Here is a 13,618-nt window from a genome sequence, read left to right as displayed (position 1 = left end):
TTCTTAAAACTCTTTTAAACGCTGCCTCAAATGGAAGGGCTTTTACCTAATTTGTTTATTGTGAAAAGCGCTGGCTACTTGCAATCTCACAGTGACTAACCAATTCAGGATTGTTATTTCGGTTAACTATCCAACATTCATCGTAAATAGAGCAGTAGCAAAGCTCTATCGCAATTAAATTATCCGTTTTTAAGATGTCATCAACTTTATTGCCTTTATACAGCACTGGCGTAATCGTTTTTTGCGCTGATAATACTGTTTTACCTAAGTGAGATTGCGTAACTTCTTTGAATACATCGATTTCACTCCATTTGGATAGGTATTTATTATCGTGTGTTACCTTCGCGTACTTGATGACCGCAGGTCCTGTACCATTGTTAGAAACAATATATTTAAATGAATCGTAACCATAACCTCGAGCAATTTCGACACTAGGCCATACTGAAGCACGGGCATACGCACGATCGACAGAAGCTGAATAAATTGATGTGAATGTCGTCACTATGCCGATAATTAATGCTGAGAAAGCAACAATCATTTCAGGGTTTTGATACCAAGGTTTTTTATCTGGCGTTTGATGCTGAATGATCTTCTCAAGTGAGAGCTGTATATCAGTTAAGCTTTGCTGATCACCTTGACCTTTATTTGTATCGGTACCACTTTCCATGTAGCTAAGTCCTATTTAATCTTGAATAATACTTTTAAAAAGGATCCTACCCATGTTAATCAGATGTGACAAGTAAAGTGTAAATGACTTAAATTTAGCTAAACAATTAAAAGCTAATGAATACTCCAATAAAATCAAACGTGTGACAGGGCATAATGTATCCTTTAATGACCGATGGTCGGCGCAAACTACTGTCAGTTATAGCCATGGCGATAATGATACTGATAACACACCACTAGGACAGATTTCTCCACTGGAAGGACGAATATCAGTTAATTACCAATCAAAAAGTTGGACTGCAGGCTTATTTTGGCGGATGGTAGCAGCTCAAGATCGAGTGGCCATTGGCCAAGGGAATATTTTCGCTCAGGATTTAGGTGAAAGTAGCGGTTTTGGTACCTTGTCTGTTAACGGTTCATGGAAACAAGATGATTTGCTCGTCAGCTTTGGGGTAGATAACTTATTTGATATTACCTACGCTGAACATGTTAGTCGCTCTGGTGCAGGTAACGATATTCTAGGAAGCGAACCTATGTTCCAAGTTAATGAACCTGGTAGAACGGCTTGGGTGAAACTCGATTATACCTTTTGGTAAAAGCACAAGGTGACTTTTCAATGAAATGAAAAGGGTTTCAGACATACTGAAACCCTTTGATTAGATAATGATTAATGACTTTAATCATTAATCATTAACCATTAATCATTAACTTCTTGAACATTAACAACTAGTTGCTCCCAATTTCGTTGATTATCTATTTCGAACTGAGCACCTTGCTCATCAGCCCATGTAAAACGGGTAATTGCAGAGGTTTTACTGGTGGCTTGATATAACCAATAAGCTTCGGCTTTTAACGCTTCTTCAATTGGTTTATCAATCGACTCATAAACGGTTTGTTTACAAGCGTTTATAGATTCTGCTGGAAATAATGCAATACGGCGTGCAAGGTTTTCAACATACTCACCAATTTCATCAGGCTCTAATGCTTTATTAATAGTGCCGTATGCTTCTGCTTCATCGGCTGTAAAGTCTCGCGCACTTAAAATAATCTCAAGCGCACGACCTAAGCCAGCTTGGCGAGCCATACGAGATGCACCGCCGCCACAAGGTAATATGCCCATGCCGACTTCCATCTGCATAAATTTGTATTTTCCTCGGGCAGCAAAACGCATATCACAAGCTAAAGCAAACTCATGTCCACCACCACGGGCAAAGCCTTCAAGTTTTGCAATGGTTGCCTGAGGTAAACGACTAATGCGCTCCAAAACTGATTGCAGATCGAGTAGTTTTGCTTCGTCACGAGAGACTGCATCTTTTGACATGTCTCTTAACAGGTTAGTGTCGTAATGACATACCCAAATTTCTGGGTGCGCTGATTGAAAAACAACAACCTTTATTTCTCGATCGCGCTCTAAACGCAAAGCTAAACTGTTGAGATCAGCCAGCATTTCTTGTCCTTGGACATTTACAGGTGGGAAATCAATCGTAACCCAAGCAATCCCGTTGTCTGTTTTGACATTGAAGGTTGTAAAGTTCTTATATTCCATGGTTGTTGTCCTTGTTATGTCCTAGTATGAGTTGGAATGTAAATATTTAACGTATTATTCACATCGCTAAAAGGTAGGTCATAACGAAAGATTAGTGAACGATGGTTTTTGATAAAGAGAATTAAGTATTTCTATTAACTAATTTAGTATAAATTGGTCTTCTAATTGCTTGTTTAACACTGGCCGGAATTAGACTTTTAAAGATAATAAGTAAAAAAATTAAATAACAGATTGATAATGGATGATTTTAAATGGATACAGAAAGTTTACGTTTGTTTGTCAAAGTCGCAGAGTCATTAAGCATTAGCGCTGCGGGGCGTAAATTAGGACTTTCTCCTGCGATAGCATCAGCTAGATTATCAAAACTTGAAAACCAACTAGGTACTGATTTATTACACCGTTCAACACGTAAGGTTTCTTTGTCTACTGAAGGTGAAGGTTTTTTACCTTATGCGAGAGAAATTTTAGTGCAACAAGATGCAGCTATTGCAGCCATTGGTACTGAAGTTAATGAAGTAAAAGGGGTATTACGTTTCACGGCATCAAATACCTTCGCGCAATTGTATATTTTGCCAGTATTACCAGAGTTTTTGATTATGTATCCCGAGTTAGATTTAGAGCTCAAGCTAAGTGATACACAAGTCAATGTCATCGAGCATGGTATTGATCTCGCGCTTCGTAATACTGAAGTAAAAGATAGCGGTTTAAGAGCGAGAAAACTGGCTGATGATCAGAGGATTTTATGTGCATCACCAGCTTACATTTCAAAATATGGTTCTCCGCAAACCCCTGAGTCATTAGAGGAGCACCAATTAATCGTCTTTAAAGATGCTAAAGGGCGAAAAATGACTCATTCTGGAAATGATGAAAGTCAAAGCGCTGTTTTTCCACCATCAAATGCCAGGGTAAGACTAAGTTGTGATGATGGTACTAGCATGAAAATCGCAACTTTAGCTGGAACAGGTATATCAATGAACTCATACTGGAGTGTTGCACATGAAATTAAACAAGGCGATTTAGTTCATGTACTACCGGAGTTTCATATTGACGATCAAACGGCAATTTGGTTGGTTTACCCTAAAGCTAATGCCTTAAGTGCTAAGGTGAGAGTCTTTATAGATTTTTTAGTCGAAAAGATTGGCGATCCAGCAATTTGGAATCGATAACACCTTGTAAACTGTCTGAGTGGGTTAAGTAATATGCTTTTAAATAATGAGTTTATTTGCTTATATAATTTGCAATCACTTAAATCATTGGGTGCAATCGTATGTAATTGAATAATCTTTATACAGTCGATAGGTTAGCTAGTTAAGGTAATGCTAATAAGAAAGCAATATGATAACTAAACATCTATCGCCACGTTCTTCAAATCCAGAATCGACACCATATTTAAAACAACCAACAAAAAATTCGTCAGAATCTGACCCCAATTGTTCTCTTTCGATAACTAAAGCATTAGATATTGTTACTGAGCCCAACGATAGTAAGGCTATTGTGCCCAATGAAAGTAACGCTATTGAAGGACAAAAGAATAAACCGCTAAATTATCATCATTTACAATTCAATCGACCATTACACCTGTTAAGAGGTTTGGCCATTATTGCAATTGTAGGGGCGCATGCATGGTCATTTATGATTTTCTGGACGGGTTCTTTAGACTCTGTGGGTTTGGAAGTACTGTTCTCAGTGACAGAAATGCTATTTCATGGCTCTACACTCTATTTTGCCATTATATCTGGGCTGTTATTCAGCTTGATACTCGCTAAACGGTCCTGGAAGCAGTTTTATCTAAGCAAACTTATCAATGTTTTACTGCCTTATATTGCGGTATCTCTATGTTATTTTTCATTTTATGGAGGCTGGCAAGCAGAAGGGGATATCAAACAATTTTTACTTAGTGTGTGGACGGGAAAAGCATCTATTCATTTGTGGTATATCCCGGTGTTAATGGCCTTGTATGCATTGACTCCATTACTGTGGAGTATAGCGAGAAGGCCTGAGCTATCGTTAGTCTCAATTGTCATCATATTGTTACCGCTTATCATTTCGCGAAGTCCATTCCCTGACTTTATTAAATTGCAGACCTTTATTTACTTTATAGGCGCTTACACATTAGGCATGTTTGCAGGTAACTATTATCAGCAAGTATTAGATTGGATTGGCAACCATATTAAAATGCTTTTGACGCTATTAGTCATCTTAAGTATATCGATTACTAGCAGCTACTTTTATGACTTTACTGACATTGGATGGTTTTCATTAAGACAGTCACTGATTTATGCACAAAAAGTCATTATCACAGCCACCGTTTTATACGGATTACATTGGCTTGTTGACCAAGAGGGTATTGCTAAACACCCTTTGTTAGTCAGTAGTAAATTAGAAAGTACCAAAAGAGCGGTAACTGCATTAGGTGATATGGCATTTTCAATTTACTTTTTACATGTCTTTTTTATGGGATGGGTCATTTATGCGGTACAAGATTGGTTTTTGATTGATAGAAGTGCACCTGAGATACTAGTATACGGCTTGTTGAGTTTAATCAGTTCCATAGCTGCAAGTGTGATGTTTACTAAGATGATGCAGCTAGTGTTAAACAAGCATTCACGTAAACTCATCGGAGCCTAAGTTGCTATATGTCCCAATTTCTAAATGTCTCAGTTGAACAAAACAATATAGTAGGAAATATCGAAACACATGCGTCTAGATAAATTTGTTTTACGTAGTACACAATTGAGTAAACCAACTGTTATTACTTGCATTGAATCAGGTGAGATACGAGTTAATCAAGATGTGATAACAGATGTACGCTATCAAGTGCATGAAAATAATTATATTGAATATCAAGGTAAGCAGTTAGTCCCAAGGCCTTTTAGGTATTTAATGTTTAATAAGCCAGTCGATACAATATGCTCAAATGTAGATGGAGATTATCCTTCGATTTTACATTATCTTGAAATTGAGAATAAGGATGAGCTTCATATTGCTGGCCGATTAGACGCCGACACAACAGGTTTAGTGCTTATCACTGATGATGGTCGCTGGTCTTTTAATATCATGAGACCAGAAATGCAATGTGAGAAAACATATCGAGTCACATTAGCAAAAGCATTAATACAAGGTACAGCTGAAAGATTTACTGAAGGCTTGCTGTTACAGGGTGAATCTAAACCCACGTTACCCGCTAAGCTTGAGAACATTGAAACAGAATCAAGCCATGATGCTGCACATCAAGTTTTATTGACTATTTCTGAAGGACGCTACCACCAAGTCAAAAGAATGTTCTTTGCTGTAGGGAATAAAGTAAAACAGTTACACCGCGAAAAGATTGGAAACTTAACGGTAGATATTCCTACTGGAGCATGGCGATATTTAACAATAGATGAGGTTAAGTCACTGACTTATTAATTTATTGGTTAATTAATTCTGCAAATTTCACGCTATTCAGTCATTAAGTTATGTATAAGTACGGGGCTAAGGTATCATCTGCCCTAGATAACACACTTAGCTTATTTGTTTAAAATACAGCTATACGCTACAGCAACGGCTGATATGAAAATAGAAATCCCTGAAATTTTAAGTATAGATAGTACAGATATCGATCCCAATATAACCTGTACTGGTTGTAAAGCGTGTTGTTGTAAATTAGAAGTGATTTTAATCTCAGAGACAGGCGTACCCAAAGAATATATCGGTGAAGATCAATGGGGCGGTGAAGTGATGAAACGCCTAGACGATGGTTGGTGTATTGCTGTTGATAGAGAAACCCTAATGTGTACGATTTATGAGAATCGACCATGGGTGTGTCGTGAGTTTGAAATGGGTTCTTACGAGTGTGTAGAAGAAAGACAGAAAATGTAATAACTTAATTTAGATAATTTGAACAAAGGATTTGTCAGTAAATGAATGGAATGCAATTTTTTATTGAGTTATTAGATAAACTAGCTTGGCCGCTAGTTTTTATTTTTAGTGTCGTCACACTTCAAAAGCCATTGTCAGCGTTAATTCCATTAGCCAAAAAGTTTAAATTCAAAGATTTTGAAGTGGAGTTTGGCCAAGATTTAAAAGCGGTATCTAAAAAGGCCGAAGGGGCATTTCCTGAACTGGAAATCGATAAAAAATCTGTTTTAATCGCATCAGTTGAAAACCTTCCCAGCTCATCAATTTTGCAAGCTTGGAGTGAAGTAGATAAAGCTGCAGAAAACCTTATCAGTACCAAACTGCCGAATGTCATTTTAGATTCTATTACACGCTATAAAGACATTGAAGAAACACTAGTCACTGAACAAATCATTGATACTAAAAAAGCAAAATTATTCAGCGAACTACGTGTTCTTCGAAATAAAGTTGCCCATGCAAAAGGGTATGAAGTTGGCAAAGTAGAAGCTGTTCAGTACATAGAATTATGCTTTGTATTAGTCGATCATTTAAACCAATTAAAATTACAATCTAATGATCCAGTAAAAAACTAGCTAGTAGTGTGTTAAATCATTTAAATAGTCGAGCAGAACACAGCTGCAATATATGCAAAAATTTAAAACCCTCAAGCTAAGCCACGTACCGTTTATCATTACCAAACAGGGCGAACATTCCGTCTCAATGCACCTATGAATTTCTAAATTCAATACTTGTAAAAAGCTACCTTTGGGTAGCTTTTTTTTTGTACAAATATGCTAGCTTTGTATTGAGATAGAAATTCGGTTCGTCGCTATCAATGTTAGAAGGAGAAATTTATGACCCAGGAATCACATGGCTTTTCTATAGGCATAGAGAGAATTAACAACGACATTTTTTTATCACTAAAAGCGAAAGGGACATTAACTCATCAGGATTACTTAACAATAACGCCAATTATCGATTCTGCTTTAGCAGAAGTTAACCATCCTAAGGTGAAAGTTTTCATTGATGGTACAGAGTTAGACGGCTGGGAAATGAGAGCTGCGTGGGATGATTTAAAGCTAGGGCTTAAACATGGCAACGAATTTGAAAAAATAGCCATATACGGTAATAAAGGCTAGCAAGAGGTTGCTGGCAAAATTGCGAAATGGTTTATACACGGCGAATCACAGTTTTTTGAAGATAAAGACGAAGCACTTCAGTGGTTATTGAACTAATACGGAAACCCTAAACACCTTCTTAAGCTTAAGTATAAATTTATAGTGTGTTTAGGGGGTTATAATGCTCAGCAGACATTTTAGTATTCTTAATTGGTTAGGTTAATTGCTTAGGTTAATTAATAGGGTTAATTGCTTCGGTCAAAAGCTTTGATTGAGTGATAAGTTTCAAACTGCTTCGTCTTTATGTGATCAATGTATTAAACCTTATCTAGCAACATCCTGTTTCTTCCTTGTTTTTTCTTATTTATGTCTATACTTATTTTATGAAAAGGAACTTCGAATAAGTGGAGGTATGGTGAGAGCAAAGAAAAAAATACATTCCATATTAGTTGTAGATGATCAGCAGATCATAAGACGGATTTTCATCAAAAGCCTACAGCTGCTCGGAAACTTTGAGATAACTGAAGCTTCTGACGGTTTAGAAGCTTTTACCTTCATAAAAGAACAGCATTTTGACATGGTATTTTGTGATTTAAATATGCCTGTTAAAGATGGGCTATATCTATTGCAGCGCTTAATTGAGGTTCAATATAGCAGTCCAATTGTTCTTTTCAGTGGGGAAGATGAAACATTACTTAATTCAGCAAAAGTCTTAGCCACTCATTATCATTTAAATATTCTAGCAATTGTTCCCAAACCAATAACCTCAACCATGTTGAAAGGGTTTATAGAGCAAGCAACTAAGTTAACTATCTTCCCGAAAGCTAAAGCGACTATAAAACTTACTCAGAATCAATTAGATAACCATATAAAACAAGGGCATGTGAAAGCATTCTTTCAACCTCAATACAACCTCAACACAAATCGAATATGTGGTTTTGAAGCCTTAGCAAGAATTGTTGATGGTGACAGAATCATAGCGCCCTCAGAATTTATCAATGCAGCAGAAGAGACAGGTTTAATTTTTCCTCTAACAAAAGCAGTCATTACCGATGCGTTTTATCAATTTTCGAAATTGAAAAAGCAATATTCAACTTTAAATCTGTCAATAAATTTATCAGGAAAAATACTCGATGAAGAAATGGTGCCTCAATGGATTGAAAGCGAAGCATCGGCTAACTCAATTTCAAATAGTTCAATTACCTGTGAGCTAACGGAAACTGCAATACCTTCTAACCCGTCAGTAATGATTGTTGCGCTATTAAGATTACGCATGATGAAATTTAAATTATCGATTGATGATTTTGGGACAGGATTTGCTTCATTAGAGCAACTCCATATGTTGCCATTTGATGAATTAAAAATTGATAGATGTTTTGTGTCTGACATCATTAATAATACTAAGTCTCAAGCTCTTTTTAGAAGAAGTATCTCATTAGCCAATGATCTTGAATTACTGGCAGTTGCTGAAGGTGTAGAGGATTATGAAACGAAATGTTTAATTCAAAAACTTGGCTGCTCAATAGCGCAAGGCTTTTACTTTTCGAAGCCACTACCTGCAAAAGATATGGTAGATAAAATTAATGAGGTAGGCCTTGGGTTTGGAATTCATCAAGAGGAAACTCAAATTGAATAACAATAAAAAGATATTCCTTTCGTTGGTTGTTGCCTCATTGTTTTTAATAGGTGCTATTTTCATATTTATACTGAATATAAACAGCACATTCGAAGAAAAGACCGTTTCCTTCTACGAGCGAGAAGTAAAACTACTGACAACACAGATTGAAAAAACGCTCTATGAACACCAGCAAGATGCAAAGTTGCTGCCTTTATTTATAGGTGATGTCACTGAGCAGAAGTTGACTGACATTACCTTAAGCAAAGAATTTGAATCCAAATTAAATTCCTTAATTCAATCTAGGAGTGCATACTCAAAAATTGCGATTCTAGATTTGCAAGGGAAGGTCTTAATTGAATCAACAAAAAACAGTCAATCAGAAAAAGTTCCTTTATCTAACCTAGACCAAATTACTATCGCTAATAGCGATTGGTTTAAAGCAATCCGTAGCGCGAAATCAAGTTCAAAACAACCTGTATATATTTATGGGCCACAAGAGCAATTTATTGATAACTATCCTGGCCGCTTCGATATGTTGTTTGGTACTCCGATATATACACAGCAAAATAAAATGGTCGGAATTTGGGTTAACATAGTTGATTTCATATTTATTGAAGAAGTCTTTAAAGAGTTCTACCAACAATTAGTGACAAAAGGTTTACATCACGCAGAACTGTTACTAATTAATGAAGAAGGGTATTTATTAGTTGATTATGACACTGTCAGTAAGAGGCAAAGTTTTTACCAACGTGATTTTTTAGTTTTAAATAAGACTAATTTACTGAAACAAGGAGTATCAAGTGTAGATCGTGCGATTGCGGGGTTTTCAGGTACAGAAAGTTCAGTACATGAAGGTAAAGGAATTGAACAAATCACTATTTATAATCATTTTTCCGGTTATAAAGAGCTGCAAAATATAGGTTGGTCAACATTCGTTAGACTCGATAATGCTGACACTTATTCTTTCTTAGCCTTGCTGAATAATAATGTTTACATATTGTTTATTTTTATTCTATTTTTACTTTTTTTTATTATTCGCTATTTAGTCAATAATTTAATTTTACCAAGTAACAAGATAGCGTTAACCATAAGTGATCTCACTAAAGATAAAACAATAACGAGTAATTTATTAGAAGTTAGTGCTGATACTAAAAGTAACTTAATAAAACTAGAAACCAAATTAATCGACGCTCAAAAATTGCTAGATAAAAGCAACAGTCAGCAAGAAATTCTTGACCTACAACGTAGTGCTATTAATTCGACAGCAACTGGAATTTTAGTGGTAGACATACGGTTACCTGATCAACCCATTATATTTGTTAACAAAGCATTTAGTAAAATTACCGGCTATAGCGCTGAAGAAGTACTAGGTAAAAATTGTAGGCTTTTACAAGGGGCTAGAACTGAAAAAGAGCTAATAAAAAAAATGTCACACGCAATCAATAAAGGTAATGCATGTGATGTTGTCATCACAAATTACACTAAATCAGGTAAAGCATTTATTAACAGTTTATCTATTGGTCCTGTATTTAACAAAAATCGAGAACTAACGCATTTTATTGGTGTTCAAAACGATATAACCAATGAAAAAGCAAAAGAAAAACAAAAAATGGATGAAATGTTAGCCACAATAGAGGAGCGCACTAAAGAATCAAGTGAGTCAGCAAATCGATTAAGGGCTGTGTTTAATACAACGTTAGATGGAACAATTGTATTAGATGATAGAGGTAATATAAAAGATGTAAACCGTTCTTTAGAACTAATATTTGGGAGAACACGAAGCGAACTAATAGGAAATAATATCAGTCTATTAATCGTAAGTTTACAGTATAACCAGTCTGATCACTTGAACAAATCACCATTTAAAGATTGGGTGGAAAGTTATATTAGCACACCTCAAAAGCTATACGGTTTGCACAAAGCAGGTCACCATATACCTATTGAGCTTTCTGTTGGTGAAACAGAACTAGAGTCTCAAATGATGTATGTGGCGATATTAAGAGATATTTCTTTTCAAGAACAAATTAAGCAAAGAGAACAGGAATTACAAAACAAACTACATGATCAGGAACTGATTTATCGAACAGCATTTAACCAAGCAGCTGTCGGTATTGCTCGAATTGGTATTGATTCAAGTTTCGTAGAAGTAAATCAAAAAATGTGTGAAATTTTAGGCTATGAAGAAAATATTTTGCTGACAAAACACATTAAGGACGTCACATATAAAGAGGATTTACCGCAGTCATTTAAGTACATTAGGGAATTATTAGACAATAAAAAATTGTTTTTCAATACAGATAAACGATATGTAAGAGAAAATGGTGACGTTTTTTGGGCAAATTTATCAGCTTCGTTGGTAAGAGATGCAGATACCAATGAGCCTAAGTTCTTTATTGCAGTCGTAGAAGATATTACTGAGCGTATAGAATCTGCTGAAGCTTTATTACTCGCTAATAATGAGAGGGATAAATTACTTAGCGGTATTAATTTAGCTTCTGAAGCAGGTGGTGTTTGTAATTGGTCATTTGATATTAAATCGGGCGAATTAAAATGGGACACTCGAATGTATGATTTATACGGTATAGAAAGGAATAAACCGTTAATATATTCAGATTGGCGTGATGCGGTCCACCCAGATGATGTAGAAGTTGCTGAAAAAGAAATTGCAGATGCAATCGAACAAGTTTGTTCATTAAAAACTGAATTTAGAGTCATTAACCTAAATAATAAATCAACAAAATGGATACAATGTTCAGCTGATTTATCTTTAGATGAAGATAATAATCCAATCACTATGTACGGTATTAATATCGACCTTACTCATGAGAAAGAAATTCAGTGGGCCTTAGAAAAAGAAACGCAAGCAGCGAAACAGTCCAGTAAATCAAAGTCTAGATTTCTAGCAACAATGAGCCATGAAATAAGAACGCCAATGAATGGTGTCATAGGTATGATTGATTTACTTCGCAATACACCATTAAATTCTGACCAAAAAAGAATGGTTACGACTATTAGAGACTCTTCTTTTTCACTACTTGACATAATAAATGACATTCTTGATTTCTCTAAAATAGAATCGGGACAAATTGAAATTGATTTATCGCCATGTGATGTACTATCGCTAGTTGAAAAGACAATGGACAGTGTATGGATTAGTGCATCAAACAAAAATGTAGAACTCTACATAGAACCTGATTTACAGATGCCAAAAGAAATAATGCTGGATTCAGTTAGAGTCAGACAGATACTTTTAAATATTGTTGGTAACGCAATAAAATTTTCAGGCGGAAATAACTCTCGGGGAACAGTTACTGTTAAAACCCTTTATGCTAATAACTTTATATCATTAGAGGTTATCGATAATGGCATTGGTATCTCTACTGAGCAGCAGCAAAAATTGTTTGTACCTTTTTCACAAGCAGACTCCTCCACGACACGAAAATTTGGAGGCACCGGGCTCGGTCTTAGTATTACAAAATCGTTTACAGATTTAATGAATGGCAAAATTGAAATTCAAAGCGAACTAGGGCAAGGGAGCTCATTTAAAGTAAGTGTCCCTGTAAATGATACTTATTCGGACGAAAGCAAGTTCCAAGATTTTGATTTTTCGCAGTATGAAATATTTATTTCTTGTTCAAATCATCATTTAGCAAATACATGCTTATTTATTTTTAGTCAGCTTAAACACCAAGGGTTAAGTCTCATTGACTTAGCGGATAATGAAAAAATATTAGATTCAATAAAACCTGCAATTATCATTACAGATAGTGAGCAGTTTAAATACTCTGAAGATTATCAGTTAGTTAAAAGCTTGCTACTTAATGCGGACCCTATAGAACAAAAAGGGCATATAGATCCGTATACTTATGTTGTTGGTACACACCCATTAAAACCGACTGAATTAATTTTAGGACTTGCTGTTTTATGTGGCCTAGAAAGCCCGCTAATTGATTGGTCTACTCAAGCAGAAAAACAAAACGCCAAAGTCATACCTCAAACAATTGAAGAAGCTGAGTTAAACCAATCGTTGATATTAGTTGCTGAAGACCAACCGACAAATAGATTGGTTCTTGGTAAACAGTTAGAAAGTTTAGGCTACGCATATGAAATGACTGAAGATGGCATTATTGCACTTGAACAATGGCAAACCGGCAGATTTAGCTTACTGTTAACTGATTGTCACATGCCGAATATGGACGGTTTAGAATTGACCAGAGCCATTCGTGATATTGAAAATCAACAAAATTTGAAGCCTATTACGATTATAGCTGTTACAGCAAATGCAATGGTGGGAGAGTCAGATAACTGCTTTGACGCAGGTATGGATGATTACATTGCAAAACCAATAGAAATAAATACTTTAAAAGAGACCATTGAAAAATATTTAAAAATTAGAGATTTAAATTTATCAGATAAGCCTGCTAATAATACTGAACAACTGTCAGAGAGTCTAAATCCTGCAATTGATTTTGAAAAATTAAAGGCAGTTATTGGAACGGATGATAAGGAAATTACAAATGAAATACTCGCCATGTTTTGGACTAGTGTGCAGCAAGATTTTGAATTGATTCAAATAGGCTTAAAGGAAAAAGAACCTGAAATTATAAGAAGTAAAAGTCATGCAGCTAAAGGCGCTTCTGTTTCAAGTGGTGCGATTGATTTAAGTGAGCAATTCAAATGGATTGAAAAAAATAATAATGACTTTGATGGTGTTGAAAAGCGGTTTGAAAAGATTAATGAGCAACTTTTGTTAATCAAGCAAGTTTTAGAATCACGTCAAGTTATTTGAAC

At 35.5% G+C, this 13,618-nt stretch carries 10 protein-coding genes and 1 pseudogene; 9 read left to right on the top strand and 2 right to left on the bottom strand.

Annotated features, from left to right (window positions below):
• Positions 1 to 55: 55 nt before the first annotated feature.
• Positions 56 to 667: a hypothetical protein gene (locus FNZ24_RS07135; protein WP_228768406.1), complete on the bottom strand. Its 612-nt coding sequence runs from the start codon at positions 665 to 667 to the stop codon at positions 56 to 58.
• 142 nt (positions 668 to 809) lie between these two features.
• Here FNZ24_RS07135 and FNZ24_RS07130 point away from each other — a divergent pair, with 142 nt between their 5' ends.
• Entirely contained in the window at positions 810 to 1,262 is a 453-nt protein-coding gene (locus FNZ24_RS07130) for a TonB-dependent receptor domain-containing protein (protein WP_416384826.1), read from the top strand.
• A gap of 101 nt (positions 1,263 to 1,363) precedes the next feature.
• On the opposite strand, the gene FNZ24_RS07125 is transcribed toward FNZ24_RS07130, so the two are convergent.
• Positions 1,364 to 2,212 (bottom strand): enoyl-CoA hydratase/isomerase family protein, encoded by an 849-nt coding sequence (locus tag FNZ24_RS07125; protein WP_153913795.1) that lies wholly within the window; start codon positions 2,210 to 2,212, stop codon positions 1,364 to 1,366.
• A 251-nt stretch (positions 2,213 to 2,463) separates the two neighbouring features.
• On the opposite strand from FNZ24_RS07125, the gene FNZ24_RS07120 reads away from it, so the two are divergent.
• The 8 genes and pseudogenes from FNZ24_RS07120 (at position 2,464) to FNZ24_RS07085 (ending at position 13,616) form a co-directional block, all read left to right on the top strand.
• The gene (locus FNZ24_RS07120; protein WP_153913794.1) at positions 2,464 to 3,378 is read left to right on the top strand and encodes a LysR family transcriptional regulator; all 915 of its coding nucleotides are present in this window, start codon (positions 2,464 to 2,466) and stop codon (positions 3,376 to 3,378) included.
• 169 nt (positions 3,379 to 3,547) lie between these two features.
• A complete protein-coding gene (locus tag FNZ24_RS07115) occupies positions 3,548 to 4,840 on the top strand; it encodes an acyltransferase (RefSeq protein WP_153913793.1) in 1,293 nt (430 codons plus the stop codon).
• A gap of 69 nt (positions 4,841 to 4,909) precedes the next feature.
• On the top strand, positions 4,910 to 5,620 hold the full coding sequence (locus FNZ24_RS07110; protein WP_153913792.1) for a pseudouridine synthase: 711 nt from the start codon (positions 4,910 to 4,912) through the stop codon (positions 5,618 to 5,620).
• Between the two features lie 144 nt (positions 5,621 to 5,764).
• Positions 5,765 to 6,073 carry a YkgJ family cysteine cluster protein gene (locus FNZ24_RS07105; RefSeq protein WP_153913791.1) on the top strand — a complete coding sequence of 103 codons (309 nt, stop codon included), beginning with the start codon at positions 5,765 to 5,767 and terminating at the stop codon, positions 6,071 to 6,073.
• Positions 6,074 to 6,114: 41 nt separating this feature from the next.
• Positions 6,115 to 6,684, top strand: coding sequence for a hypothetical protein (locus FNZ24_RS07100; RefSeq protein ID WP_153913790.1), 570 nt, complete (start codon positions 6,115 to 6,117; stop codon positions 6,682 to 6,684).
• Between the two features lie 261 nt (positions 6,685 to 6,945).
• Positions 6,946 to 7,326, top strand: a pseudogene (locus FNZ24_RS07095) (STAS/SEC14 domain-containing protein).
• Positions 7,327 to 7,624: 298 nt separating this feature from the next.
• The gene (locus FNZ24_RS07090) at positions 7,625 to 8,845 is read left to right on the top strand and encodes an EAL domain-containing protein (RefSeq protein WP_194945012.1); all 1,221 of its coding nucleotides are present in this window, start codon (positions 7,625 to 7,627) and stop codon (positions 8,843 to 8,845) included.
• A complete protein-coding gene (locus FNZ24_RS07085) occupies positions 8,838 to 13,616 on the top strand; it encodes a PAS domain S-box protein (RefSeq protein WP_153913788.1) in 4,779 nt (1,592 codons plus the stop codon). Before FNZ24_RS07090 ends, FNZ24_RS07085 begins: the two co-directional genes overlap by 8 nt.
• Positions 13,617 to 13,618: the final 2 nt, after the last annotated feature.

It is taken from the genome of Shewanella sp. TC10 (assembly GCF_009663145.1).
Lineage (GTDB): Bacteria > Pseudomonadota > Gammaproteobacteria > Enterobacterales > Shewanellaceae > Shewanella.
The sequence above is the reverse complement of the archived record's forward strand: the minus strand, read 5'-3'. Positions and strand labels throughout refer to the sequence as shown.

Excerpts from the sequence above, each read along its gene's own strand:
- FNZ24_RS07135 (WP_228768406.1), bottom strand. The coding sequence starts at position 667 with ATGGAAAGTGGTACCGATACAAATAAAGGTCAAGGTGATCAGCAAAGC.
- FNZ24_RS07125 (WP_153913795.1), bottom strand. The coding sequence starts at position 2,212 with ATGGAATATAAGAACTTTACAACCTTCAATGTCAAAACAGACAACGGG.
- FNZ24_RS07120 (WP_153913794.1), top strand. The coding sequence starts at position 2,464 with ATGGATACAGAAAGTTTACGTTTGTTTGTCAAAGTCGCAGAGTCATTA.
- FNZ24_RS07115 (WP_153913793.1), top strand. The coding sequence starts at position 3,548 with ATGATAACTAAACATCTATCGCCACGTTCTTCAAATCCAGAATCGACA.
- FNZ24_RS07110 (WP_153913792.1), top strand. The coding sequence starts at position 4,910 with ATGCGTCTAGATAAATTTGTTTTACGTAGTACACAATTGAGTAAACCA.
- FNZ24_RS07105 (WP_153913791.1), top strand. The coding sequence starts at position 5,765 with ATGAAAATAGAAATCCCTGAAATTTTAAGTATAGATAGTACAGATATC.
- FNZ24_RS07100 (WP_153913790.1), top strand. The coding sequence starts at position 6,115 with ATGAATGGAATGCAATTTTTTATTGAGTTATTAGATAAACTAGCTTGG.